Genomic DNA, 24,524 nt, shown 5'->3' on the forward strand with positions numbered 1-24,524 from the left:
AAGAAGAAGAAAGTGAAGATAGTGGTGGTGATGATGACGAAAGTGATGACGAGGATGAGAATGAGTAATTCATCTTTTAGATAAGGATGTTCTAAAATCTACTTTGTTAGATATTGATATAATGGACATTGCTTGAATAGCCCGCCTATGGCGGGCTTTTTATTCGTTGAGGTTTTGTATGTTGAATCATTTTCCAAGACCGGATGTTGTTTATCCACATAGAAATAGAGATTACTTTATTGCTGGATTTACTTTTTTTTGTGTGGCTGTAAGTTTAGTAATCGATGGTAGCGCAAGTTATGAAACTCAGAACATGATGGGAGTTATAGCTTGGATTTTTTTGTTTGGATTACTAATTGGTGAGAATAAAGAAGTGCGCATGCAAGTTGTAGTCGCGGTAGCATTTGCGACTGCAGGTGAACATTTTGCTTCCATTTACATGGAAGGCTATACCTATCGATTTGGAAATGTACCATTGTATGTTCCACCTGGACATGGAATGGTTTATTTGACCGCAGTGGCTCTCTCTCGCTCAAGATTCTTTTTGATGTATGCAAAAGAATTGGCAATTTTTGTTATTGTATCGGGTGGATTATGGTCGCTCTGGGGTATTAGCGGGATGCCGGAGCAAGGCGATCAAGTAGGCGCTTTTTTATTTTGTATTTTTGTTATTTGCTTATTCAAAGGGAGGTCACCGATGGTTTATCTGGGCGCTTTTTTTATTTGCACATGGCTTGAGATTATTGGAACAGCAGCAGGAACTTGGAAATGGGCATCTATTGAACCAGTTTTCAATTGGACCCAAGGAAACCCGCCTAGTGGGGTTGCAGCGTGGTATTGCTTGGTTGATGCAGTAGCTATTGGTTTTGCGCCGAAGATTCTAAATGGTTTGCAAAAAATGAATAACTGGTATAAAACATCACTTGAGAAATAACCCTAAGCCCGAGCAGAATTTTTCGGTGTTATGAGATAATTTATAACATATCATTTTTGTTAAATATGATTTACTTGAAGGAATATTTGTGACTGTTGTTCGTTTGCCGGATGGGTCTGAGCGCACTTTTGATCATCCTGTTAGTGTGATGGATGTTGCTATGATTATTGGATCAGGCCTCGCACGTGCAGCTATCGCTGGAAAAATCAATGGGAAGCTGGTTGATCTAGGTTGTCAAATTGAAGGCGATAGCGATTTGGCGATTATTACAGAAAAGGATAGTGAAGGATTAGAAGTTATTAGACATTCTTGTGCTCATTTGTTGGCGCATGCGGTAAAAGAATTGTTCCCGGAAGCGCAGGTGACTATTGGGCCAGTAATTGAGGAGGGGTTTTATTATGATTTTTCTTATAAGCGTTCATTTACTCCTGAGGATCTAGCCGCGATTGAGAGGCGCATGATTGAAATCAGTAAACGAGATTTAAAAATAGAACGAAAAATACTGGAGCGAGTTAAAGCAATTGATTTTTTTAAGCAACAAGGCGAACACTACAAGGCTCAAATAATTGAATCAATACCGGGTGATGAAGATTTGTCAGTTTATTCTCAGGGTGATTTTACTGATCTTTGTCGCGGACCACACGTGCCCGCCACTTCAAAAATAAAAATTTTTAAACTGATGAAAGTTGCAGGGGCTTATTGGCGTGGTGATTCAAACAATGAAATGCTACAACGCATCTACGGAACCGCGTGGACTAATAAGGATGATCAGAAAAATTATTTGCATCGATTAGAAGAGGCTGAAAAAAGAGACCACCGGAAAATTGGTAAGCAACTGAGTTTGTTTCATACGCAAGATGAAGCGCCAGGTATGGTGTTTTGGCATCCCAAAGGATGGATGCTATGGCAGCAAATAGAGCAGTATATGAGAGATATCCTAAATAAAAATGGCTATCACGAAATACGAACGCCTCAAATTCTGGATAAGGATTTGTGGGTGCGCTCAGGACATTGGGAGAATTTTCGTGAAAATATGTTTACGACTCATTCAGATGAACGCGATTTTGCCATTAAGCCGATGAATTGTCCTGGTCATGTGCAAATATTTAACCAAGGTTTGCGAAGTTATCGTGAGCTGCCGATCCGATTCGCTGAATTTGGTTCGTGTCATCGTAATGAAGCATCAGGAGCGTTGCATGGAATTATGCGAGTGCGTGCTTTTACGCAAGACGATGCGCATATTTTTTGTACTGAAGATCAGATTCAAGAAGAAGTTGTGGGATTTATTGATTTATTGAAAACTGTTTATGCAGATTTTGGTTTTCGAGAAATTTTGATAAAGCTTTCAACTCGCCCGCAAAAGCGCGTTGGATCAGAGGCACAGTGGGATAAATCAGAAGCTGCGCTTGAAGCTGCACTCAATGAAGTTAAATTGGATTGGGAGCGACAACCAGGCGAAGGTGCGTTTTATGGTCCAAAAATTGAATTTTCCCTCAAAGATTGTATTGGCCGTGTGTGGCAATGTGGCACATTGCAATTAGATTTTTCAATGCCTGATCGCTTGGGTGCGGAATATGTAGCTGAAGACAACTCACGCCAAGTGCCGGTCATGCTGCATAGAGCTATACTTGGTTCAATGGAAAGGTTCATCGGGATATTGATAGAAAATTATGCGGGCGTATTACCTTTGTGGTTGTCGCCTGAACAAGTTGTTGTGTTAAACATCTCTCGCACACAGATGGATTATGCGAAGGAAGTAACTGCTCAGTTAAGAGATAATGGTGTCAGAGCGAGTTTAGACTTGAGAAATGAGAAGATAACCTATAAAATTCGCGAGCATAGCTTGCAGAAACTTCCGTATCAAATTATTGTTGGAGATGAGGAAGTGCGAGCAAATAAAATCGCTGTTCGTAATCGAGCAGGTGAGAATCTTGGTCAAATGACATTGTTAGACTTCCTCGTTCGGTTTAATGAAGAGCGTTCGTCAAGAGTGTGATTTCTTTTAGTTAACTAATTTTGGAGAATGTGCCATAGTTCAGGATAAATCAGTGCGCATCAATGAAGAGATCGATGTGCCGGAAGTGCGTTTGATTGGTGTGAATGGAGAGCAAGTTGGTATTGTTTTACTTGCAAATGCAAATGCCTTAGCGGAGGAAGCGGGAGTTGATTTGGTTGAGATTGCTCCAACGGCGCAACCACCAGTTTGCCGATTGATGGATTATGGCAAGTTTCGATATCAAGAAAGCAAGAAAAAGCACGATGCGAAATTAAAGCAGAAACAAGTCCAGATTAAAGAAATTAAGTTTAGACCAAATACGGATGAAGGTGACTATAATATTAAGTTAAGGAATCTAATAAGTTTCTTGAATGAAGGCGACAAGGTAAAAGTAACGTTGCGTTTTCGTGGGCGTGAAATGGCGCATCAAGAGTTTGGTATGCGCTTACTCGAACGTGTGAAAGATGATTTAGAGTCCTTTGCGATAGTGGAACAATTTCCTAAAATGGAAGGACGACAGATGGTTATGGTACTATCTCCTAAAAGAAAAGATACGAAGGCAGATAAATCAAAAGTAGCCGAGGAAGACACACTGACATCAACGTAAGCAGTGTTGATCTTGAGTAACTTTTTGTAATTGAATGTAAAAATAAGTGATAATCAGGTCTGTAAAGTTTTTCTATCATGAAAGCACCTGGTTTCATGTTAAATGAGGAGTATTTTATGCCCAAAATGAAAACCAAGAGCGGAGCTGCGAAGCGCTTCAGGTTTAGAGCAAGTGGAAGTATTAAGCGCTCGCAAGCTTTCAAACGCCATATATTAACAAAAAAAACAACAAAAAATAAACGTCAATTACGAGGTGTAACGGAAGTTCATTTCACCAATGAAGCCGCTATCCGCACTATGATGCCTTACGCATAACAGGAGTAAACATGCCTAGAGTAAAACGTGGTGTAACCGCTCATGCGCGGCACAAAAAAATATTAGATTTAGCCAAAGGCTATCGAGGACGTAGAAAGAATGTCTATCGTATAGCAAAACAAGCTGTTATGAAGGCAGGCCAGTATGCATATCGTGATCGCCGTCAGCGTAAAAGACAATTTAGAGCTTTATGGATTGCGCGGATTAATGCAGCTGCTCGTGAATGTGGTTTGTCGTATAGTGTATTTATGAATGGTCTCAAAAAAGCTAGTATCGAAGTGGATAGAAAAGTATTGGCTGATTTGGCTGTGTTTGATAAGAGTGCTTTTGAGAAAATCGTAGAACAAGCCAAAGCTAGTTTGGCGACATAATTAATAGCGATAAAATACTGATGGGAGGTCGGGTAAAACCTGAGCCTCCCTTTTTCTTATGAAAATAATAATGAAGTGAAAAATAAATCTTAATTCTCAACGCTGAATTGGTATGGAAAATCTGAAAGAAATTATTTCTGAAGCAGAAAGTTTGATGAACAGCATTGAAGATGCTACAGAATTGGAAAATGTTAAAGCGCGTTATTTCGGCAAGAATGGTATTCTTACTGAATTACTCAAAGGGCTAGGAAAGCTTCCAGTTGAAGAACGCCCTATTATAGGCGGTCAAATTAATGAAGCAAAGATTCAATTAGAGGGAACGCTTAGAAATCGACGTGGTGCAATTCAAGCCAAAGAGCTAGAAGTAAAACTGACGGAAGAAGCGTTAGATGTCACTTTGCCGGGTAGAGGACATGGTGTTGGTGGACTGCATCCCATAACACAGACTTTGCAACGTATTGAGGCGCTATTCCATTCAATTGGCTTCAATGTGGTTTCAGGGCCTGAAATAGAAACAGATTTTTATAATTTTACCGCATTGAATATTCCAGAAAATCATCCAGCTCGCGCTATGCATGATACATTTTATATCGATAATGGTGATTTGCTACGAACACATACATCACCGGTTCAAATTCGCTATATGCAGAACAATAAGCCGCCAATAAAGGTGATTGCGCCCGGCCGAGTTTATCGATGTGATTCTGATGTGACGCATACACCAATGTTTCACCAAGTGGAAGGCTTATGGATTGATGAGAATGCCAATTTTTCTGCTTTAAAAGGTATTCTGGCTAATTTTATGGCACAATTTTTTGAACGTGATGATTTGCCGGTAAGATTCAGACCATCATTTTTTCCATTTACCGAACCTTCTGCTGAGATGGATATTGGTTGTGTAATGTGTAATGGAGAGGGCTGTCGAATTTGTAGTCATACGGGTTGGTTGGAAGTGCTCGGATGTGGAATGGTTCATCCCAATGTATTAAAGCATGTTGCGATTGATAGCGAGCGATATATTGGATTCGCTTTTGGTTTAGGCGTGGAGCGTTTGACGATGCTCAGGTATGGTGTTAATGACTTGAGATTGTTTTTTGAAAATGATTTGCGCTTTCTTAGACAGTTTAATTAGATCCGAAAAATGTACGCACTTACACTTACTGTATTAGTTGTAAATTCTCATGAAATTTTCTGAAATCTGGCTGCGAAGCTTTGTTAATCCTCCTTGTTCTAGTGCCGAGCTTGCGCATACGCTAACGATGGCCGGCATTGAAGTTGAAAATGTTGAGCCAGTAGCATCAGCGTTCAAGAATGTGGTTGTTGCAGAAGTTCTTTCAGTTGAGAAGCATCCTACGGCAGATCGACTCTCAGTTTGTAATGTTAAGACGGGAAAATTAGATAATGATTTATTGCAGATTGTTTGTGGTGCACCCAATGTAAGTGCTGGAGTAAAAGTGCCTTGCGCGCTGATCGGAGCAACCTTGCCAGGTTTTGTAATCAAAAAAACGAGGTTGCGAGGTATAGACTCTTCTGGAATGTTATGTTCGGCGAAAGAATTAGGTATTAGTGAAGTCTCGGATGGATTGTTATTGCTTCCTAATGATGCGCCGGTAGGCACTGATTTTCGTAGCTATTATGAACTTGAGGATGGCGTTTTTACATTGAGTTTGACTCCTAATCGAGCTGATTGTTTAAGTGTACAAGGTATAGCTCGAGAGGTTTCGGCTATAACGGATACTGCCTTACATCCGCTTGCACTGGAATTTGTTTCTAATGAAATTGATGATACGTTAAATGTACACGTAACTACTCCGGATGCTTGCCCACTATACTGTGGTCGGATACTGCGAAATATCAATCTCAATGCGGCAACGCCATTATGGATGGCACAGAGACTAGAACGTAGCGGGTTACGGTCTATCAATTCTGTAGTTGATATTACCAACTATGTAATGTTGGAAACAGGTCAGCCCTTGCATGCCTTTAATCTGGCTAAGATAGCTGGATCTATCCGGGTACGCTTTGCATTACCACAGGAAAAAATTCAATTGCTGAACGGTAATCAAATAGATTTGACTCCAGAGATGCTTTTAATATCAGACGAGCATAAACCACTCGCGTTAGCCGGCATCATGGGTGGATTGGAGAGTGGTGTGACGCATGGCACAACCGATATTTTCTTAGAAAGTGCGTTTTTTAGTCCTAATGTAATTAGCGGCAAGTCATTCCACCTGGGTTTTAGTTCAGATTCGGCTTATCGTTTTGAACGCGGGGTAGATTTTTCTGCAACAAGAAGTGTACTTGAACGTGCTTCATACCTGATTCGTAACATTTGTGGAGGTCAGGCAGGTACGGTAATTGAAATGAAACACGAATTACCTCAGCGATCTTCAGTAGATGTGCGTATTGAACGAATAAAACGGATGCTAGGTATCGACATCAATAAAGAGCAAATAGCTAATTATTTTAAGCGACTAGGATTTAAATTCTCTGAAGAAGATGGACGTTTTAGTGTAATGTCACCAACATATCGCTTTGATCTAACGATAGAAGAAGATTTTATTGAAGAATTGGCGCGCATTTATGGTTACGATCATATTCCAACCCATTATCCGCATGCCAGCATGGCAATGTTATCAGCATCTGAAACACAATATTCCACGATAGAAATTAAGAAAACATTAATAGATCGTGATTATCAGGAAGTTATTAATTATGCTTTTGTAGACGCTGATTGGGAAGCTGATTTTACAGATAATCATAAGCCAATTGCGTTGCTGAATCCGATTGCAAGTCAGATGAGTGTGATGCGTAGTACGTTAATAGGCGGTTTAATTTCTAACCTGCAGTTTAATTTGAATCGTAAGCAAGTTAGGGTACGCTTGTTTGAAATCGGCTGTTGTTTTATACGTGAAAACGAAAATGATTGTAAACAAATAGAAAAGATTGCTGGGCTTAGCCATGGAGATTTTTCATTTGAGCAATGGGGAATGCCGGCAAGAAACATTGATTTTTATGATATTAAAGCAGATGTAGAAGTTTTGTGCCGAGGTAAGCCTATTAACTTTGAAAAATTCTTTCACCCGGCATTACATCCTGGTAAATCGGCGGAAATTTATTATGAAGGAAAAATTATTGGATGGATTGGTGAATTGCATCCACGCTGGCAAAAGAAATACGGTTTACAAAAAAATACAATATTGTTTGAGCTTGATTTAGACAGTTTGAAGCCAAAACTTCTGCCGTTTGTTAAGGAAATTTCTAAATTTCCACCCGTAAGGCGAGATATTGCAATTATTGTCGATAATGATGTTAGTGCACACTCATTGCTGTCCTGTATGCAGGTAGTGAAATCGCAGATTATATCGGATATATCGTTATTTGATATTTATCGCGGTAAAGGTATGGAAAGTAACAAAAAAAGTCTTGCATTCCGTGTATTGTTGCAAGATACTGAGAAAACATTGACAGATGAGCAGGTGGAATTTGCAGTAACTAGCCTAATAAAAATTTTGAAAAATAAGTTTGGTGCCGAATTGCGTAATTGATGTTTGTTAAGGTTCATACTCGAATTTACTTCGCAGATTAATGGTCTTGATAGATTATTAATCTGTATTTTCTAAGAGCGTTACTAATTAATGAACCGCCTCATATGTTGAGGATATTTACAAAAAATTATAACTAAAAGGAGTAAAGCATGGCATTAACAAAAGCTGAATTAGCGGATCTATTATTTGAGAATGTCGGACTAAATAAACGTGAAGCAAAAGATATGGTTGAGTCTTTTTATGAGGAAGTGCGTACTGCTTTACAAAATGGTGAGGGTGTTAAGTTGTCTGGTTTTGGCAATTTTCAGTTGCGCTCGAAGCCGCAACGTCCTGGCAGAAACCCAAAAACAGGTGAAGAAATTCCGATTACTGCACGTCGTGTAGTGACATTTCATGCTAGTCAGAAGTTAAAAGCCTTAGTCGAGAAAAATTATCATGGAAAACAAGAAAGTAAATAATACATTGCCGCCAATTCCTGCTAAACGTTATTTTACTATTGGGGAAGTTGGCGCGCTTTGTGATGTTAAGCCGCATGTGTTGCGCTATTGGGAACAGGAATTTTCACAATTAAGACCGGTCAAGCGTCGCGGGAATCGTCGTTATTACCAACACCAAGAGGTTTTATTAATACGCCGTATTAGAGAACTATTGTATGAACAAGGTTTTACGATCAACGGCGCACGGAATCAACTAGAAGATACGATTGCAAAATCAAATGCATCTGATGGAGGCAATATTAATTTTCTTTCTTCAACGATGGATTTGAGTTATGTCCGATGTGAAATTAAAAGCATTAGGTCACAGTTGCTTTCTTAAAGTAGCATTTCAGTGATAGCCACAAAAGTTTGAGTGTTTTGTTTGCTATAATTATGCATTCGGGGCGTAGCGCAGCCTGGTAGCGTACTTGCATGGGGTGCAAGTGGTCGGAGGTTCGAATCCTCTCGCCCCGACCATTTGATTGAGTGTGTCTGTAAATATGATTGAAGCAAGGTTTAATGTGCGGGGATGTCCTTTTTGCTATATATTGATAATCAGTAACTTATAAAATGCGCATATTGCTCAGTAATGATGACGGCTATTTTGCGCCCGGCCTTGCTTGCCTTGCTGATTTTCTCTCGAGAATGGCAGAAATTATAGTAGTCGCCCCTGAAAGAGATCGAAGTGGATCCAGTAATTCTTTAACACTAGATCGTCCACTCACTTTGCAAAAATCTCATAATGGTTTTTATTATGTCAATGGAACACCAACGGATTGTGTTCATCTGGCAGTCACAGGTATGCTTGATGTAATGCCTGATATGATCATTTCTGGCATTAACCAAGGCGCTAATATGGGTGACGATACGATTTATTCAGGCACTGTTGCTGCTGCTACGGAAGGTTTTTTACTGGGAATTCCTTCATTTGCCGTTTCTTTGGTTCATGCATCTAATGGAAACTACTTGACAGCTGCGCGTGTTGCAGCTGATATGGTGAATCGCTTCAGAGAAAATGAAATTCAGAGCCCGGTTTTGTTAAATATTAATGTGCCGGATATTGATTATCAGCAACTTAAAGGTGTTGAAGTTACTCGACTGGGACGACGCCATAAGGCTGAGCCAGTGATCAAATCACAAAGCCCTCGTGGTGAAGTTATGTACTGGGTTGGTGCTGCCGGTCCGGCACAGGATGCGGGCGAAGGCACAGATTTTTATGCAATTCAAAATGACCGGGTTTCAGTGACTCCGCTGCAAATTGATTTAACCCGATATGATCAATTGGATCTCGTGGCAAGGTGGTTAGATTAAGTACCTGCTATGTTTAACTGATATGAATTTTTGTGGGTACTAATTGGTGAATGTGCGTCATTCTGGAATTGGTATGACTTCTCAGCGTACGCGTATGCGCATGATCGAGCGTTTGCGTGCACAAGGAATTGCCGATGAAGTGATTTTGTCAGCGATGGGTACAATTCCTCGCCATATATTTGTTGAAGAAGCTCTAGCAAGCAGAGCTTACGAAGATGTTGCTTTACCCATAAATTATGGACAAACCATTTCGAGTCCATGGATTGTTGCACGTATGAGCGAATTATTGCGTGTAAATCCAAATTTAGAAAAAGTGTTGGAAATTGGCACTGGTTGTGGATATCAAACTGCTGTACTAGCAAAGATTGCACAGAAAGTATATTCGGTAGAACGCATTGGACCATTATTAACGCGTACCAGAATTCGATTGCAAGAATTGCAAGTTAGGAATGTTTATTTAAAACATGCAGATGGTTTACTTGGACTTGCAGAAGCTGGGCCATTTGATGGTATTATCATGACAGCTGTAACCACACATGTTCCTACTTCATTATTAGAGCAAATAGCTGTTGGTGGCAGAATGATTTTTCCGAAAGGAACTCAGAAGCAGAATTTGTGTGTTATCGAGCGGAATTCTCAAGGTTATAATGAGACTGTACTGGAAGAGGTAAATTTTGTCCCCTTGTTGGGGGGGGTTATAAAAAAATAGTAGTTCAGGGAACATAAAATGACAAATGTCGCAATGATTAAACTGACCGATACTGATAGCTGTAATTGTATCGTTAAGTTATGTATTTTTATTGGAAGAAAATCAAGATCATGCACATGTAATTTTTATTTGCTGCTCGCTACCTATCTTTTTCTGTTGGGATGTAGTACAACACAACCGCCTGTACCAGTCGTCGATCGTGTGAAAGCCGATTCTGTCAGGTCAGCTAGGTTGGTTGAATCCAATAACCTGGATGGTCAATTTTATATCGTGCAGCAAGGGGATACCCTATATGGAATTGCACTTAAAAACAATATTGATTACAAAAAATTAGCGGAATGGAATGGAATTACTGATCCAAGCTCCATCAAACTAGGGCAAAAAATTAGCTTGTCTACGCCGATAAGCGATTCACAGCCTATATTGTTTGCTTTACCTCAGCAACCGATAGCTGCAACTATTAAACCAGACATAGATTCTTCTGATTTCGCAACTTCCGCAGCAAATATTAATATTGATAAGCTAAAATCGAGTCCAAAAGCTCTTAAATTGCCTTTCTCAGAACAAAATGTGGCTCGATTACAATATCCAACAAATAATAACTTGCCGTCCGCATCACAGTCTTTCCCGGTTTCCCCTGCTGCGACAGCAAATACTAAAATTGAAGCTGCTCCCCAACCGGAATCGTCAAGATCGGATATTCTGGCTAGTCATTCTGTTGCTGAATGGATATGGCCTACAACAGGAAAATTACTATCATCTTTTTCCAAGAATTCCAAGGGTGTGAAGATATCAGGTCAGGCAGGACAGCCAATATTGGCTTCGGCTGCAGGTGAGGTGGTCTATAGTGGGCATGGTCTTCGTGGTTATGGTAATCTGATCATTATCAAGCATAACAATATATTTCTCAGTGCTTATGCGCATAACAGTAGGCTACTGGTTAAAGAAGGGGATGCTGTGGCAAGTGGGCAGAAAATTGCAGAGATGGGAAATACTGATACAGATATGATCCAGTTGCACTTTGAGATACGCAAACATGGTAAACCAGTTGATCCATTGGAATATCTACCTAATCAATCCTAACTGAGGGAGCGATAAAGCTAGATTAGCAAATCATAAAAACTATTACTGCCTCACTCTGAAGCTGGGTGTCGCATATATTCTAGAGCTTGTAGGGTGTGTTTGGTTGCTGCCTCAGAGTCATCTTGTTTAGCGCGGGCGATGGCTTTTTCCAGATGTTTGATAGACTCCGTTATGCGTTGATGTGATGCTGCTAGCTCCTTTTCTGCAGCTTTTGCATGAGTGAGGCTTTCCTGTGCATATTCTAATAAGGTGTTGACGTGTCCTGCTTTGCCATGTATGCGTGCAGTTTCTGCGTGTTTTATAGCTTCAGTTGTATGGTGGCTAGAATTTGATGCAGAGATCGCTGAGGAGCTGAAGAGAAGCGATAATGCACACATAACTATAACTGCGATAATGATTTTTGGTTGTCTGGATTCCATAATGCCACCTCCATGTCGATTAATAAAGTATCCATTGTCCATATGCCTATAGCATAATTCTATGGACATTTATAACATAACAATCGATTTTCTGTTATAGCATCGCTTGAGATAAGCAAGATTTATATTTTTTGTATAGTCTGGAAAGGTTGAATTAACCATCAATAATCAACAGCTTGTATTTTAATTGCTAATCCATTAAGCTGTTGAGTGTTTCATAATCTATCCATCCCTTGGTGATTGTTGTGCCTTGTATGTGAGTGAATGATTTCGCTGGTTCGCCAAGATCAGACAGAACGGCAACAGCGCCATCAAAGCTTTGTTGGTTAGTGTAACCGCTAACTGTGATCAGAGTCGGGATTTGTGCGGCGCGTGCTGATTTCAGGCCATTTTCTGAGTCTTCTATTGCGATACATTGCTGGGCGGGTAAATTAAGTTGATTAAGGACCCAAAGATAAATATCGGGTGCCGGTTTTTTCAGTGGAACAATGTCACCAGCACCAATGACGTCAAACCAGCCAATTGATTCTGCACCTAATGTGGATTTAAGTAGGGAAGTGACGTTTTCCATCGTTGTTGTGGTTGCGATCGCAAGTTTTATTTTTTCCTGTCGCAATTCTTGAATTAACCGTGCAACACCGGGACGCAGGGGGATGCTGCCGGTTTCCATCTGTGATTCAAAGTATTTGGTTTTAACTTTGTGCAGAGTAGCAATCCAATTCGTGACATCGTTTCTATTGAGCTCGGTAGGAACAAAATTTTCCATGTAATAGCGAATTCGTTCTTTTCCGCCAGTAACTTCTAGTAGTTTGCCATAAAGATCAATGTCCCAATTCCAATCGAGATTAAATTGTTGAAATGCAGCATTAAAAGCAACACGATGACCATCTTGCTCGGTATCGGCGAGCGTACCGTCAACATCAAATAGTACAGCTTGTAATTTCTTTTGATTCTTCATTATTGATAGTTAATTTCAGTTGTTGTTAGATGAATGATAACTGGCACGTTGCAGGCGATCCGCTATGGCTAACCAGCTGGGATGATCAGGGGGAGATTCTATCAGCAAATAATCAAATTCTGCCTGATCAAACTGGCGCAATTTAGCATATAGTTGTTTGCCGTAAATGATTGGGTCTGCAGGCATGGAAAATTGTTCGATAAATTGATCTGAGAATTTAGGTTTATGAGTATTTGACCAAGTGATGACTAGAACGCGCAAATCTTTTTTAGCTAATGTCAGGGCATGCGGCCAGATTTGTATACTTGAATATAATCTTAAGGGTGTCGTCGGCGCATAATGTGCCGGTAGTGATCCAGATGTTCTAATTGATTGATCGATATTGTGTGCAAGTATGACGGGGCTATTTAATACTGCTTCAATCGCTGATAACGTAATACTGCCTGGGCGCAGTATTTGGAGTGTTTTATCGTGGAAGCTGACGATGGTGCTTTCTAAGCCTACTTCACAGGATCCACCATCAAGGATCATATCAATAGTGCTACCTAATTCCTGATAGACATGCGCAGCCGAGGTTGGACTAATGCGACCAAAACGGTTAGCCGAAGGTGCAGCTAGGGCTTTTTTGGGTCCTAATGCATTTAGTAAAGCCGATGCAACGGGATGTGCTGGGAACCGGAGCCCAACGGTAGCTTGTCCACCGGTAACATTATCAGGAATGCGATGATTGCGCGGGAGAATTAATGTTAAAGGTCCGGGCCAAAAGTGATTGGCTAATTTCCATGCAGACTCTGGTATGGCCTGAGCCCAATAGTGCATATGGGAAATATTGCCAATATGAACGATCAGTGGATGATCAGCAGGGCGTTGTTTTATCTTGTAGATCTTATCAACAGCAGCTGGATTTGTAACATCTGCACCAAGACCGTATACAGTCTCAGTTGGAAAGGCAACTGTACCACCTGCGCATAAAATTTGAGCGGCTATAATAACTTGGTTCAGTTGAACTGACGATAAGTCAGATTGTATGAATGCGTACTTTGTCTGTTTCATCTATATGATTTGAATGTTAAATTCAAATGAAACTTAACATGATTAATAGGTTATGGTTTTTTGTCATACCAATCGTAACCTAGCACACCTTGCAACAAGCGTACGATATAAAAACATAGCCAATTCACTGCATAATTCCGCAAAGAAAAGAAGCCTTTGTCTGCGGATGTAACTGGGAAGGATTCTTGTAAAATTGCGGTTTTTAGGCTTGTTCTCAGCTCGCTGGCGAACTGATAGTCTGCAATGAATATATTGGCTTCGCGCGCTAGAAGCAAGCTGAAAGGATCAATATTTGATGAACCTACCGTTGCCCAATATTGATCAATAACAGCGACTTTGGCATGTAGATAACTGCGATTATATTCATAAATTTTTATACCGGCTTGCAATAAATTCTCGTATAACGCCTGAGTTGCATGGTATTGTAGACGATATTCAATTCTACCTTGCAATAAGAGTTCTACATTGACACCTCGTTGAGCAGCATTTTCCAATGCATTAATGAATTTTCTTCCAGGTAGAAAATAAGCGTTGGCAATAATAATTTCGGTTTGTGCTTGGTTTATACTCTCCAGGTAAGCGTGTTCAATATCACGACGGTGACGCCAGTTATCGCGAATTAAAAATGCAGCTTTCTGATTTCCACATGAATTGTTGGTCGGTTTTATAGGGTTGGGAGTGACCCAGCGTTTTTTAAAATGCGCCCACGCGACTAACATCCATAAATGCTTCACAGCCTTATGAATTTGAATCAGTAGTGGGCCTTGAACAACAACAGCATAATCGAAACGAGGCGTCAGTTTTTCGGGATTATCCTGATCGTCAATGATATTAATTCCACCGATATAAGCGATTTGAGCATCAATAAGGGTCAATTTGCGGTGCATCCGGCGCAGACGGTAACGGCGTGGCATTGAGAATATAAATTCTGGACGGAATATGAGTACCTGAATACCGGTCTGCAGCATAGAGCCTATTTCTGCAGTGGAGAGGCTTTGTGAACCAAAGCCATCAAGTAGCAGATGTACAGATAAGCCACGTTGTGCCGCGCGTTTTAAAGCAGCTATAATTTTTCTGCCAATGGCATCGGATTCCAGAATATATGTTTCAATATGTATTTCAAATTGCGCCTTTTCTATTGCTGCTTCTAGTTCCGGGAAATATTCCTCACCGTTGTGCAAAAGGGTGATCAGGTTGCCTTCAACAAAATGAATGTTTTTCATTGACGGATAAATTTCGTTGTGGATGTGGCAACCGGGTCTTCCGATTATATACTGCTGATATCGGTAAGCATGATTATGAAATCTTCAGCATTCTATCCAATGCTATTCTTGCGTGTTCTGCTTCTTCAATCGGTACTTTGATTTGATTCACGATATTGCCATTGACCAAATTTTCCAATGTCCAAGCCAAATGTTGTGGATCAATTCGTGCCATGGTCGAACACATGCATACCATGGGCGACATAAACTGAACAATTTTTCCCTGGGACTTGAATTCTTCTGTAATCCGGCTGACCAAATTCAATTCGGTGCCAACCAGCCAGCGCGTCCCGCTTTTTGCTGCAGCAATGGTTTTAATAATATATTCGGTTGAACCCACATAATCCGATGCTTTGCAAACTTCATAATTACATTCGGGATGTGAAATGACAATACCATCGGGGTATTGATTACGAAAACGGATAATATGTTGTGGTTGAAACATCTGGTGAACGGAACAATGTCCTTTCCATAGAAGTATCTTTGCTTTATTAATTTGCTCCGGTGTTAATCCACCCATGGGCTCGTCAAAATTCCACACAGGCATTTCTTCTAGCGGAATACCTAGCTGGTGCCCACTCCAGCGACCAAGATGCTGATCAGGGAAAAACAGCACCTTTTCTCGTTGTTTGAAAGACCATTGCAGTACTTTATTGGCATTGCTGGATGTGCAAACAATGCCATTGTGCTCGCCACAGAAAGCTTTAAGATCGGCAGCAGAGTTGATATAAGTGACGGGAGTGATTGTTTCGTCAGGATTCAGAATTTCCGAGATTTCTCGCCATGCTCGTTCGACATTTGAGAGATTGGCCATATCTGCCATAGAGCAGCCGGCTGCCAGATCGGGTAAAATTGCGATTTGCTCTGGACTCGAGAGTATATCCGCAACTTCAGCCATAAAATGTACCCCGCAGAAAACTAGATAATCAGCATCGGTTTGAGCAGCTAGAAAAGAAAGTTTCAAGGAATCGCCCGTCAAATCTGCATGTCGGTATACATCCGCACGTTGATAGTGGTGAGCTAGGATAACGGCACGTTTCCCTAGAGTTTTTTTGGCTGCGATAATGCGCTGTGCGCACGCTTCTTCCTGCAATTGATCATATTGCTCGAATTCAAAAATTTCTTGAGGCATTGTCATTATTGTATTCTTCCTAAAGATTTATTAAGTAATGTACAGTATTCTAATTGAATATATGGATTCACCTATCAAATTAGAAAGCCTCCGCCGAGAAAGTTGCTAAAGCCGATACATTAAATGAAAATTAGTGTTCTGATATACTTTGCAAAAGTACATTATTAATAATAAAGGTAACCGCAAATTCAAATTTGCGGAACAAAGAGCGAGTAATTCTAAATGAGCAAGCATCCGTATTTTAGCTCACCACTAATTTTTTTCATTATTTTGATTTTGCTAACATTCTGGTTGGATTTATTAACCAGACCGCTGGAACAAAATAAAAATGATAATGTGTATCTGAATCCAGATTACATTGTAGAAGATTTGTCTGGTATTCGAGTAGATCATGAACGAGGCATTCAGCGTGAATTTTCAGCACAAAAACTGCTTCATTATTTAGATGAGAAAGTTACTCAGTTGGAACAGACAAATTTTATTAATATTGATCCAGGAAACCCTCTCATGCGCTTGCATGCTGATCAGGCCGAAATAAAAAATAAAGGGGAAAATATTTACTTAACAGGAAATGTATCCGCAACCAGAGGCACTGATGATGACAAAAATAAGATAACGCTCAATACTGATTCTTTGTACCTTATTCCAGATGAAAATTTAGTAAAGACAGAGCAAGCTGTGATCATTACAAAATTGAATACTATAATTCATGCGACCGGTTTAGAGTTCAATAATCGTATCGGAAAGATACAGCTTATGTCGAAAGTAAGCGCTGTTAATAACTAATTGATCAATATATGAAGCTACTAATGATTGTAGGTTTTTGGGGTTTATTCTTTATTTCGACTGTTTGGGCTGAGCGAGCTGACCGTGAAAAGCCCATTCATTTGGAGGCAGATCGTGCGACTGTTGAAGATGTAAATCGTAAAGAGGGCAGCCGGATCAGTGTTTTTACCGGAAATGTAATCCTCACGCAGGGAACTCTGCGCATTAATGCCGACAAAGTAATTATGAAAGAAGATTCGCAAGGATTTCGTCATGCAACAGCTACGGGGAATCTTGTCAGTTTTCGTCAGAAGCGTGATCGAATGAATGAGTATGTTGAAGGTTGGAGTGAGCGGGCTGAGTACGATAGTAAATCAGAAAAAATTGAATTGTTCCGGCAGGCGCGGTTAATACGTGGTGAAGATGAAGTGTTGGGTGATTATATTTCCTATGATATGAATAGTGAGTTTTTTCAGGTGATTAGTAGTAAAGAGCGTGGGGTTGAAACAGGGCCTGATAAGCGGGTACGAATAACAATTCAACCAAAAAACAAACCTGAATAATTTAAGCTGCCTAGTTAAAGACGGATGTAATTGCATAGTATGAGTGAATTAAAGGCTAATAATTTAAAAAAGCGGTATAAGTCGCGTACGGTAGTGGAGGATGTTTCTTTTTCACTGAGTAGCGGTGAAGTGATTGGTTTGCTTGGCCCCAATGGCGCCGGAAAAACAACTTGTTTTTATATGATTGTTGGACTATTGCCTCTTGATGGGGGTGGTATCTATTTGGATGATCAAGATTTAAGCTTGTTGCAGATTCATCAGCGAGCAAAGCTTGGATTAAGTTATTTACCACAGGAAGCATCCATTTTTCGGCGTTTGACGGTCGAAGAAAATATTCTTGCAGTATTAGAATTGCAGAATCTGGATGAAGATAGAAAACAGCGTCATTTAGATGACTTATTACACGATTTGCATATCAGTCATTTGCGTAATAATCCTGCTATTAGTTTATCGGGAGGTGAGCGCCGCCGGGTTGAGATAGCTCGTGCTCTGGCATCGCAACCTCGTTTTATTTTGTTAGATGAACCTTTTGCGGGAGTTGATCCAATTGCAGTCCTAGATATACAAAAAGTGATTGCTTTTCTTAAGGAACGAAAAATCGGCGTTCTGATTACTGATCATAATGTCCGAGAAACATTAGGGATTTGCGATCGAGCGTATATCATCAGTGAAGGTCATGTGCTTGCAAAAGGTCGGTCGGAAGAAATTATAGATAATGAAAAGGTCAGAGAAGTTTATTTGGGAGAGCATTTCCGATTGTAAGCAAAGGACGGAATTGAAGTTGCATTGCTTAGTAACAGTTGTTTTCTCAGGATCATGAAGCCAACACTCCAACTCAAACTGACTCAGCAACTGAAGCTAACTCCTCAGTTGCAGCAATCCATACGGTTGTTGCAGTTGTCAACACTTGAGCTGAATCAAGAAGTCGAGAGGATTGTGCAGGAAAACCCATTATTGGAACTGCGTGATGACTGGAGTTTATCTGAGGTGAATAATTCACCTGAGTCTGTAGAATCTTCCAGTTCTGCAGATTCTGACAGCGCTTCAGTTGAAGTAACCGAGCCTGAAGGCGAGGCACCATCGGAAGAAAATTCTGAACATGATGCTGAATGGTTACAAGAGAATAATTCTACTTACAACACCTTTGAAGATGATGATCGTGAAGCGCTGCAGATTCCTGATAAGCCACTAAGTCTACGTGACCATTTGAATTTTCAGGCATCCTTAAGTCAAGTATCTGAACGCGAGAGAAAAATTATTGGTCTGCTGATTGATAGCTTGGATGACGATGGTTATTTATTGCAGGATTTAGGTGAGCTGGTGGATTTTCTACCTGCAGAGTTAGGGATTGATCTGCAGGATTTGGAGAACGCACTCATGTACTTGCAGCAATATGATCCGCCCGGTGTGGGAGCGCGTAATCTAAAGGAGTGCTTAATATTGCAATTACAAGCATTGCCAGGTGAAGTTACCTACCGTATACAAGCTATAAAAGTTGTGCAAGAGTATTTGAAGGTTCTTGCATCGCACGATTTTGCGCAAGTCAAAAAATCATTAGGATGTGATGATCAAACTTTAAAAGCTATCCAGAAACTGATCACTCATCTGAATCCTAAGCCTGGTATTCAGTTTAATTCCCAGGGTGAACGTTACATTGTTCCTGATATCACGGTTGTAAAAAGAAATGGAGTTTGGGTGGCAAACCTTAATATGAGTGCGATTCCACGTCTCAATATTAATCATCTATATGCTAACATATTGAAACAAGGACATCATTCTTCACGTGGTTTAATAAGTCAATTAAATGAAGCGAAATGGCTGATTAAAAATATTCAGCAACGTTCAAGCACTATCCTTAAAGTTGCAGGTGTCATTGTAGAGCGTCAGCAGCAATTTTTTGAACATGGAGAAGTAGCGATGCGTCCGCTTGTGCTAAGAGAGATTGCAGAAACATTAAATCTGCATGAATCAACAGTATCCCGGGTAACGACACAAAAATTTATGTATACTCCGCGGGGTATTTTTGAGCTTAAATATTTTTTTGGTAGTCATGTTTCTACCGATTCGGGAGGGGCTTGTTCAGCTACGGCTATTCGCGCATTAATCAAGCAATTAATACAGGAAGAGAATTCAAGGAAACCACTCAGCGATAATAAAATTTCGACTATTCTTGAACAACAAGGTATCGTTGTTGCGCGTCGTACCATTGCGAAGTACCGGGAATCATTACAGATTCCTGCAGCCAATCTTCGTAAATCAATTTAATTAGAATAAAGGAAAAATATGAACCTTAAACTTACTGGTAACCATGTAGAAATTACTGAAGCAATGCGAGATTACGTGACCTCAAAAATCGGTAAAGTTACACGTCATTTTGATCATGTGATTGATGTTAGCGTCATTCTATCAGTAGAAAAGCTTAAACAAAAAGCTGAAGCAAATGTACATGTGCGCGGTAAAGATATTTTTGTCGAAGCTGACAGTGAGGATATGTATGCATCTATAGATAGTTTGGTGGATAAATTGGATCGACAGATACTCAAGCATAAAGAAAAGAATCTTGAGCGCCGGAATCATGGCTCATTGAAAGATCAAGATTTTGGATGATTCGAGTTGTTCAGGCATCCCGTTTTTTCAGGTAAAAATAATGTATCCCCATGAACGCTGTTTAATTGTGTTCAAAATATTGCATCTGGTATTGTCGTTTGAATGAAATAACCTTATTTCTCATGAATCAAATTTCACAACTGTTACCCGCTTCAAATGTTATTGTCGATTTAGATGTTACTAGTAAGAAACGTGTCTTTGAGCAAGTTGGATTATTGTTTGAGAATACGAATCAGATTGCTCGCAGTCAGGTTTTTGATAGTTTGTTTGCACGCGAAAAACTTGGCTCAACTGGCTTGGGGCAAGGTGTAGCTATTCCGCATGGGCGTATAAAGGGGTTGCGTGAAGCAGTGGCTGCTTTGGTGACAATGAAAGAGGGGATACCCTTTGATGCACCTGATGGCCAGCCGGTTAATATTGCTTGTATTTTGCTGGTTCCAGAAAAAGCGACTGACAAGCACTTGCAGATTTTAAGTGAATTGGCACAAATGTTTAGTGATAAGCCATTTCGTGAAAGTCTTTTGCAGTGTAAAGACGCTGCAGCGATTCATAAACTTATTGTTGATTGGAAGCCCGATGTCGCGAATTAGTATTGCTCAACTCTTTGACGATAAAAAGGATAAGCTTAAACTTACCTGGATTGCAGGACAAAGTGGCGGAGCTATTGAATTGAGCGATGAGAAGATTGCGCAATCAGGTCAGGGTATGATTGGTCATTTAAATTTTATTCATCCGGATTGGATTCAGGTAATTAGCATCGACGAGATTCATTATTTAAAAAAATTGGAAGCTGCTTCTCTGGAGAAAAAAATCAATCAACTTACTCAGCAGAGTAACTTGGCTTGTATTATTGTTGCGGACAATGCTGAAGTACCAGCACCTATTTTCAATATGACCAGCACATTCAATATTCCGTTGCTCCATTCTCCTTATCCCGGTTTGGAAGTAATCTGGTTGATACGTACTTACCTGAGCAGCGTGTTGGCGCCATCTTGTAGCTTGCATGGTGTGCTTTTAGACGTGTTGGGTGTGGGAGTGATGATAACGGGTGAGAGTGGCGTCGGTAAAAGTGAATTGGCTCTGGAATTGATTAGTCGTGGCCATGGTTTAGTAGCGGATGATGTCGTCGAATTACGACGCATTGCTCCAGAAACATTGGAAGGTATTTGTCCTCCAATGTTGAGGGATTATTTGGAAGTGCGTGGATTAGGTATGCTGAATATCCGTACAATTTTCGGCGAAACTGCAGTGCGACGCCGGAAAAATATGAAGCTGATTGTACATTTGCAAAATAGTGGAGGAGCAGGCTCCGGTTTATTAGAGCGATTGCCGATTAGTGATCTTACTGAGAACATTATGAGCGTCGATATTCCGAAGGTAATTATTCCTGTCGCAGCAGGTCGTAATTTGGCTGTTCTGGTGGAAGCAGCGGTGCGAAATTATGTCTTGCAATTGCGTGGAATAGATGGTACGAAAGAGTTTATCGAACGACATGAACGAGAAATGAATCATCAAATAGAAGCGAAAGATCCGCGTTAGGATAGCTTTTTCTTTAGTTATTTATGGTTAAACTTTAAGTGTAATTTCTCGACCTAAAATAAATTTCGATGGAAAATCCTCATACAATTACCTTGGCGCTGACCGGCGCATCCGGGATGCCGTATGGGATTCGTTTACTCGAGATGTTGTTGCAAAGTGGTAAACAGGTTAATTTGCTGTATTCAAAAGTAGCGCAGATTGTCGCGCAACAGGAAATGAATTTTACACTGCCTGCTAGTGCTAAAGAAGCGCAAGCTTTTTTGGGTCGCCAATTCCATGCTCAAGAAGGGCAATTGCATGTTTTTGGACGTGAAGAATGGTTTGCACCCGTTGCTTCGGGATCAAATCCTGCTGATGCAATGGTGATTTGTCCTTGTACCATGGGAACTTTGGCAGCAATAGCTGCAGGTATGAGTCAAAATTTGATCGAGCGTGCCGCCGATGTCACGTTAAAGGAAAATCGATCGCTCATTATTGTCCCTAGGGAGATGCCGTTTTCAGCGATTCATCTGGAGAATATGCTCAAATTGGCGCGTGCAGGCACTGTAATTCTTCCGGCCAATCCAGGTTTTTATCATCACCCGAAAACGATACAGGATATAGTGGATTTTGTTGTTGCCAGAATTCTCGATCATCTGGAGGTCAAGCATACCCTAATTCCCCGTTGGGGAGCTGAAAGCTAATTTCTGTTATTTCAAACGATTATCCATTAGCATTTTGAAGAGATATTACGAGGGATAGTTAATAACTCTTAGTTTGAAAGCTCCCTGCTTCTGTAACTACATAATGCATCGAAATATCATGTGGTTGTGGGTAAATGTTATCTAATCGCTGTATTTCAAAAGCGACGCCAATACTGAGTGGTTGTCGTTGGTAACTATCGAGTGTGCGGTCAAAAAAACCACTGCCATAACCTAACCGATAACCCTGCTGATCAAATCCCACCATTGGAATAATCACCGCATCGAGTCGGACAATCTTGGTGCCTACTGGGATCGGGATACCGTAAGCACCATTTTTCATCGGTGTGTCCGGTAACCATTCACGGAAGCGTAATGGTTTATCCTTGGCGATGATTTCTGGTAGTGCAAGTGTGGCGCCGTGTTGGGTTAAATACTGAGTAATAAGTCGCGGATCGTATTCACCGCGAAATGGACAATAGATGCCAATAATCATTTTCTGCGGTTTTGGCAACTCTTGTGTAAGAAAACTTGAAATTGCCTGACTCCATTCCATATGTGATTTCTCCGGAATGCTCTCGCGAGCTGAGATCAATTGTTTACGCTGCTGTTTTTTCCATTCCGATAGCTCGTCCATAATTTCTTTTTTAAATCCTGTACGGAGAAAATTTAGATAAAAAAGTTTGTTTTAGCAATTTCCTGACGGGTGCTGGAATTCCTTTTGCAAGTGCATCGGATGGTTTGGTCCAAATAAATTTGGGTAGTGTAGCCAGCGATTCTGAAGAAGTTACTTGTAGTAGTTGCGGGTGTATGCGTAATTTGAAATGTGTGAATTGATGGTCTAGTATGGGCAACTCAATCAATGCTCGCACTTCAATATTTAAATTGTGTTGGCAATAAGTTATAACATCTATTCCGATTCCAATTTCAGGTGGACACCATAATTCTCCCCAGATGCCTGGAGCCGGTCTTTGTTCCAGCAGTATATTCTGCTGTTGCATCAACAACAGGAAGTTGGTTTCTTTCTGTGGTAATAGCTTGCGAGGTTTGGTGGTGGGAAGCTGATCCACACGATTTTCTTTCAGCGCAACACACTCTGATTGCAACGGGCAAGCTTTACATAGCGGAGCACGCCGAGTACAAACCGCAGTGCCTAAATCCATCAACGCTTGAGTATAGGTTTCAATCCTGCCATTATGATAGTGGATTGGCAACGATTCTTCGGCTTTCTTCCATAGCAAATTCTGAGTTTTGGTTTCTCCAGGAAAACCGAAGATTCCAAAATAACGTGCAAAGATTCGTTTGACATTGCCATCCAAAATTGCTTCACACTGACCAAAGGCAAAAACGGCTATCGCGGCTGCTGTGGAGCGCCCAATTCCAGGTAGGTGCTGAATAGCTTCTCGTGTGCAGGGAAATTGTCCTTGATAGTGATGCATCACTTTGCGAGCTGTTACGTGCAGATTGCGCGCGCGCGCGTAATAGCCAAGGCCACTCCAGAGACTTAGTACCGCATCAAGCGGGGCCTGCGCGAGACTGCTAATTGTTGGGAATTCCTGCATGAATCGCGCATAATACGGGATCACCGTATTGACCTGAGTTTGTTGTAACATGACTTCTGACAGCCAGATTGCATAAGGGTCACGATTCTTTTGCCAGGGTAAATGGTGACGGCCATGTTGATCATGCCAGATAATTAATTGTTCTGCGAAGGTCGACATAGTGGCAGGGATAGTCTGCTCCGATAACTGAAGTATTGGGAACAATGAAATACAGGTTTTCTCGGCAATAGTTTACTCGAAGATAACTTCGCGAAATTTGGCGTTGGGTGTCAACACTTCCATTTTCACAAGCTGCGTTAACTCGATTTGCAATCTTGAGTCATTATCGATAACCAAGCATTCCTGTTTTTCTGGAGAATTAACAATATCAATTGCTGTGCCTTCGATCATCTGCCTGTTTTTTAAAACGAGTTTGAGTCGATAGCGATACATGCAAGCAACTTCCACGAAATCATGCTGTTCACACGAGATTGCGCCCTCAGTCATAGTTATCAATCCTTTTAATGATATTAAGAAAGCATAATATACTCGATCCTTGTCGCAAGTTGATGAGGCTTTTGCGAATTTGAGAGCAATTCATAGGCTATGTCACAATTAGTTATTGAATCTGCCTTGTTTTCCCAAGAGATGCTAGG

28 protein-coding genes and 1 tRNA gene are annotated in these 24,524 nt (G+C 40.7%); 21 read left to right on the forward strand and 8 right to left on the reverse strand.

The window, feature by feature from the left end:
* Nucleotides 1-178: 178 nt before the first annotated feature.
* From QZV86_RS09585 to QZV86_RS09645, 13 genes are all read left to right on the forward strand, one after another.
* Entirely contained in the window at nt 179-934 is a 756-nt protein-coding gene (locus tag QZV86_RS09585; RefSeq protein WP_295626974.1) for a hypothetical protein, read from the forward strand.
* An 88-nt stretch (nt 935-1,022) separates the two neighbouring features.
* Nucleotides 1,023-2,930 carry a threonine--tRNA ligase gene (thrS, locus tag QZV86_RS09590; RefSeq protein WP_295626977.1) on the forward strand — a complete coding sequence of 636 codons (1,908 nt, stop codon included), beginning with the start codon at nt 1,023-1,025 and terminating at the stop codon, nt 2,928-2,930.
* Between the two features lie 52 nt (nt 2,931-2,982).
* Nucleotides 2,983-3,537, forward strand: coding sequence for a translation initiation factor IF-3 (gene infC, locus QZV86_RS09595; RefSeq protein ID WP_295626980.1), 555 nt, complete (start codon nt 2,983-2,985; stop codon nt 3,535-3,537).
* A gap of 116 nt (nt 3,538-3,653) precedes the next feature.
* Complete coding sequence (gene rpmI / locus QZV86_RS09600; RefSeq protein WP_292920156.1) at nt 3,654-3,851, forward strand: 50S ribosomal protein L35; 198 nt, start codon at nt 3,654-3,656, stop codon at nt 3,849-3,851.
* Nucleotides 3,852-3,862: 11 nt separating this feature from the next.
* Entirely contained in the window at nt 3,863-4,222 is a 360-nt protein-coding gene (gene rplT, locus QZV86_RS09605; RefSeq protein ID WP_013647983.1) for a 50S ribosomal protein L20, read from the forward strand.
* A gap of 112 nt (nt 4,223-4,334) precedes the next feature.
* Nucleotides 4,335-5,354 carry a phenylalanine--tRNA ligase subunit alpha gene (gene pheS / locus QZV86_RS09610; RefSeq protein WP_295626985.1) on the forward strand — a complete coding sequence of 340 codons (1,020 nt, stop codon included), beginning with the start codon at nt 4,335-4,337 and terminating at the stop codon, nt 5,352-5,354.
* Nucleotides 5,355-5,403: 49 nt separating this feature from the next.
* A complete protein-coding gene (pheT, locus tag QZV86_RS09615; RefSeq protein ID WP_295626989.1) occupies nt 5,404-7,770 on the forward strand; it encodes a phenylalanine--tRNA ligase subunit beta in 2,367 nt (788 codons plus the stop codon).
* 149 nt (nt 7,771-7,919) lie between these two features.
* Complete coding sequence (locus QZV86_RS09620; RefSeq protein ID WP_295626992.1) at nt 7,920-8,228, forward strand: integration host factor subunit alpha; 309 nt, start codon at nt 7,920-7,922, stop codon at nt 8,226-8,228.
* A complete protein-coding gene (locus tag QZV86_RS09625) occupies nt 8,206-8,586 on the forward strand; it encodes a MerR family transcriptional regulator (protein ID WP_295626995.1) in 381 nt (126 codons plus the stop codon). Before QZV86_RS09620 ends, QZV86_RS09625 begins: the two co-directional genes overlap by 23 nt.
* A gap of 60 nt (nt 8,587-8,646) precedes the next feature.
* Nucleotides 8,647-8,723, forward strand: a tRNA-Pro gene (locus QZV86_RS09630).
* Between the two features lie 93 nt (nt 8,724-8,816).
* On the forward strand, nt 8,817-9,557 hold the full coding sequence (gene surE, locus QZV86_RS09635; protein WP_295626998.1) for a 5'/3'-nucleotidase SurE: 741 nt from the start codon (nt 8,817-8,819) through the stop codon (nt 9,555-9,557).
* A 46-nt stretch (nt 9,558-9,603) separates the two neighbouring features.
* Nucleotides 9,604-10,266, forward strand: coding sequence for a protein-L-isoaspartate(D-aspartate) O-methyltransferase (locus QZV86_RS09640; RefSeq protein ID WP_295627001.1), 663 nt, complete (start codon nt 9,604-9,606; stop codon nt 10,264-10,266).
* Between the two features lie 18 nt (nt 10,267-10,284).
* A complete protein-coding gene (locus QZV86_RS09645; RefSeq protein ID WP_295627005.1) occupies nt 10,285-11,349 on the forward strand; it encodes a peptidoglycan DD-metalloendopeptidase family protein in 1,065 nt (354 codons plus the stop codon).
* 50 nt (nt 11,350-11,399) lie between these two features.
* On the opposite strand, the gene smbP is transcribed toward QZV86_RS09645, so the two are convergent.
* The 5 genes from smbP to nadA form a co-directional block, all read right to left on the reverse strand.
* On the reverse strand, nt 11,400-11,768 hold the full coding sequence (gene smbP / locus QZV86_RS09650; RefSeq protein ID WP_295627008.1) for a small metal-binding protein SmbP: 369 nt from the start codon (nt 11,766-11,768) through the stop codon (nt 11,400-11,402).
* A 190-nt stretch (nt 11,769-11,958) separates the two neighbouring features.
* The gene (locus QZV86_RS09655) at nt 11,959-12,726 is read right to left on the reverse strand and encodes an HAD family hydrolase (protein ID WP_295627011.1); all 768 of its coding nucleotides are present in this window, start codon (nt 12,724-12,726) and stop codon (nt 11,959-11,961) included.
* Nucleotides 12,727-12,741: 15 nt separating this feature from the next.
* Entirely contained in the window at nt 12,742-13,779 is a 1,038-nt protein-coding gene (locus tag QZV86_RS09660; protein ID WP_295627013.1) for an L-threonylcarbamoyladenylate synthase, read from the reverse strand.
* 50 nt (nt 13,780-13,829) lie between these two features.
* Entirely contained in the window at nt 13,830-15,002 is a 1,173-nt protein-coding gene (gene clsB / locus QZV86_RS09665) for a cardiolipin synthase ClsB (RefSeq protein WP_295627016.1), read from the reverse strand.
* A 73-nt stretch (nt 15,003-15,075) separates the two neighbouring features.
* Nucleotides 15,076-16,173, reverse strand: a complete 1,098-nt coding sequence (gene nadA / locus QZV86_RS09670; protein WP_295627052.1) for a quinolinate synthase NadA — start codon at nt 16,171-16,173, stop codon at nt 15,076-15,078.
* A 222-nt stretch (nt 16,174-16,395) separates the two neighbouring features.
* On the opposite strand from nadA, the gene lptC reads away from it, so the two are divergent.
* From lptC to QZV86_RS09710, 8 genes are all read left to right on the forward strand, one after another.
* Nucleotides 16,396-16,959, forward strand: coding sequence for an LPS export ABC transporter periplasmic protein LptC (lptC, locus tag QZV86_RS09675; RefSeq protein ID WP_295627019.1), 564 nt, complete (start codon nt 16,396-16,398; stop codon nt 16,957-16,959).
* Between the two features lie 11 nt (nt 16,960-16,970).
* Nucleotides 16,971-17,501, forward strand: a complete 531-nt coding sequence (gene lptA / locus QZV86_RS09680) for a lipopolysaccharide transport periplasmic protein LptA (RefSeq protein ID WP_295627023.1) — start codon at nt 16,971-16,973, stop codon at nt 17,499-17,501.
* Between the two features lie 39 nt (nt 17,502-17,540).
* Complete coding sequence (gene lptB, locus QZV86_RS09685) at nt 17,541-18,263, forward strand: LPS export ABC transporter ATP-binding protein (RefSeq protein WP_295627026.1); 723 nt, start codon at nt 17,541-17,543, stop codon at nt 18,261-18,263.
* A gap of 54 nt (nt 18,264-18,317) precedes the next feature.
* Nucleotides 18,318-19,766, forward strand: a complete 1,449-nt coding sequence (locus QZV86_RS09690; protein WP_295627029.1) for an RNA polymerase factor sigma-54 — start codon at nt 18,318-18,320, stop codon at nt 19,764-19,766.
* A gap of 18 nt (nt 19,767-19,784) precedes the next feature.
* On the forward strand, nt 19,785-20,108 hold the full coding sequence (gene raiA / locus QZV86_RS09695; RefSeq protein WP_292920122.1) for a ribosome-associated translation inhibitor RaiA: 324 nt from the start codon (nt 19,785-19,787) through the stop codon (nt 20,106-20,108).
* Nucleotides 20,109-20,230: 122 nt separating this feature from the next.
* A complete protein-coding gene (locus QZV86_RS09700; protein WP_295627033.1) occupies nt 20,231-20,698 on the forward strand; it encodes a PTS sugar transporter subunit IIA in 468 nt (155 codons plus the stop codon).
* On the forward strand, nt 20,685-21,647 hold the full coding sequence (gene hprK, locus QZV86_RS09705) for an HPr(Ser) kinase/phosphatase (protein ID WP_295627036.1): 963 nt from the start codon (nt 20,685-20,687) through the stop codon (nt 21,645-21,647). The genes QZV86_RS09700 and hprK overlap by 14 nt, the downstream gene beginning before the upstream one ends.
* Nucleotides 21,648-21,715: 68 nt before the next feature.
* Nucleotides 21,716-22,330: a flavin prenyltransferase UbiX gene (locus tag QZV86_RS09710; protein ID WP_295627039.1), complete on the forward strand. Its 615-nt coding sequence runs from the start codon at nt 21,716-21,718 to the stop codon at nt 22,328-22,330.
* Nucleotides 22,331-22,388: 58 nt separating this feature from the next.
* On the opposite strand, the gene QZV86_RS09715 is transcribed toward QZV86_RS09710, so the two are convergent.
* The 3 genes from QZV86_RS09715 to QZV86_RS09725 form a co-directional block, all read right to left on the reverse strand.
* Complete coding sequence (locus QZV86_RS09715; protein WP_295627043.1) at nt 22,389-22,964, reverse strand: 5-formyltetrahydrofolate cyclo-ligase; 576 nt, start codon at nt 22,962-22,964, stop codon at nt 22,389-22,391.
* A gap of 10 nt (nt 22,965-22,974) precedes the next feature.
* Nucleotides 22,975-24,048: an A/G-specific adenine glycosylase gene (gene mutY, locus QZV86_RS09720; protein ID WP_295627046.1), complete on the reverse strand. Its 1,074-nt coding sequence runs from the start codon at nt 24,046-24,048 to the stop codon at nt 22,975-22,977.
* A gap of 72 nt (nt 24,049-24,120) precedes the next feature.
* Nucleotides 24,121-24,375, reverse strand: a complete 255-nt coding sequence (locus QZV86_RS09725; protein ID WP_295627049.1) for a Rho-binding antiterminator — start codon at nt 24,373-24,375, stop codon at nt 24,121-24,123.
* Nucleotides 24,376-24,524: the final 149 nt, after the last annotated feature.

The organism is uncultured Nitrosomonas sp. (assembly GCF_902826915.1).
Lineage (GTDB): Bacteria > Pseudomonadota > Gammaproteobacteria > Burkholderiales > Nitrosomonadaceae > Nitrosomonas.

Excerpts from the sequence above, each read along its gene's own strand:
- QZV86_RS09585 (WP_295626974.1), top strand. The coding sequence starts at position 179 with ATGTTGAATCATTTTCCAAGACCGGATGTTGTTTATCCACATAGAAAT.
- rpmI (WP_292920156.1), top strand. The coding sequence starts at position 3,654 with ATGCCCAAAATGAAAACCAAGAGCGGAGCTGCGAAGCGCTTCAGGTTT.
- rplT (WP_013647983.1), top strand. The coding sequence starts at position 3,863 with ATGCCTAGAGTAAAACGTGGTGTAACCGCTCATGCGCGGCACAAAAAA.
- pheS (WP_295626985.1), top strand. The coding sequence starts at position 4,335 with ATGGAAAATCTGAAAGAAATTATTTCTGAAGCAGAAAGTTTGATGAAC.
- pheT (WP_295626989.1), top strand. The coding sequence starts at position 5,404 with ATGAAATTTTCTGAAATCTGGCTGCGAAGCTTTGTTAATCCTCCTTGT.
- QZV86_RS09620 (WP_295626992.1), top strand. The coding sequence starts at position 7,920 with ATGGCATTAACAAAAGCTGAATTAGCGGATCTATTATTTGAGAATGTC.
- QZV86_RS09625 (WP_295626995.1), top strand. The coding sequence starts at position 8,206 with ATGGAAAACAAGAAAGTAAATAATACATTGCCGCCAATTCCTGCTAAA.
- surE (WP_295626998.1), top strand. The coding sequence starts at position 8,817 with ATGCGCATATTGCTCAGTAATGATGACGGCTATTTTGCGCCCGGCCTT.
- QZV86_RS09645 (WP_295627005.1), top strand. The coding sequence starts at position 10,285 with ATGACAAATGTCGCAATGATTAAACTGACCGATACTGATAGCTGTAAT.
- smbP (WP_295627008.1), bottom strand. The coding sequence starts at position 11,768 with ATGGAATCCAGACAACCAAAAATCATTATCGCAGTTATAGTTATGTGT.
- QZV86_RS09655 (WP_295627011.1), bottom strand. The coding sequence starts at position 12,726 with ATGAAGAATCAAAAGAAATTACAAGCTGTACTATTTGATGTTGACGGT.
- QZV86_RS09660 (WP_295627013.1), bottom strand. The coding sequence starts at position 13,779 with ATGAAACAGACAAAGTACGCATTCATACAATCTGACTTATCGTCAGTT.
- clsB (WP_295627016.1), bottom strand. The coding sequence starts at position 15,002 with ATGAAAAACATTCATTTTGTTGAAGGCAACCTGATCACCCTTTTGCAC.
- nadA (WP_295627052.1), bottom strand. The coding sequence starts at position 16,173 with ATGCCTCAAGAAATTTTTGAATTCGAGCAATATGATCAATTGCAGGAA.
- lptC (WP_295627019.1), top strand. The coding sequence starts at position 16,396 with ATGAGCAAGCATCCGTATTTTAGCTCACCACTAATTTTTTTCATTATT.
- lptA (WP_295627023.1), top strand. The coding sequence starts at position 16,971 with ATGAAGCTACTAATGATTGTAGGTTTTTGGGGTTTATTCTTTATTTCG.
- lptB (WP_295627026.1), top strand. The coding sequence starts at position 17,541 with ATGAGTGAATTAAAGGCTAATAATTTAAAAAAGCGGTATAAGTCGCGT.
- QZV86_RS09690 (WP_295627029.1), top strand. The coding sequence starts at position 18,318 with ATGAAGCCAACACTCCAACTCAAACTGACTCAGCAACTGAAGCTAACT.
- raiA (WP_292920122.1), top strand. The coding sequence starts at position 19,785 with ATGAACCTTAAACTTACTGGTAACCATGTAGAAATTACTGAAGCAATG.
- QZV86_RS09700 (WP_295627033.1), top strand. The coding sequence starts at position 20,231 with ATGAATCAAATTTCACAACTGTTACCCGCTTCAAATGTTATTGTCGAT.
- hprK (WP_295627036.1), top strand. The coding sequence starts at position 20,685 with ATGTCGCGAATTAGTATTGCTCAACTCTTTGACGATAAAAAGGATAAG.
- QZV86_RS09710 (WP_295627039.1), top strand. The coding sequence starts at position 21,716 with ATGGAAAATCCTCATACAATTACCTTGGCGCTGACCGGCGCATCCGGG.
- QZV86_RS09715 (WP_295627043.1), bottom strand. The coding sequence starts at position 22,964 with ATGGACGAGCTATCGGAATGGAAAAAACAGCAGCGTAAACAATTGATC.
- mutY (WP_295627046.1), bottom strand. The coding sequence starts at position 24,048 with ATGTCGACCTTCGCAGAACAATTAATTATCTGGCATGATCAACATGGC.
- QZV86_RS09725 (WP_295627049.1), bottom strand. The coding sequence starts at position 24,375 with ATGACTGAGGGCGCAATCTCGTGTGAACAGCATGATTTCGTGGAAGTT.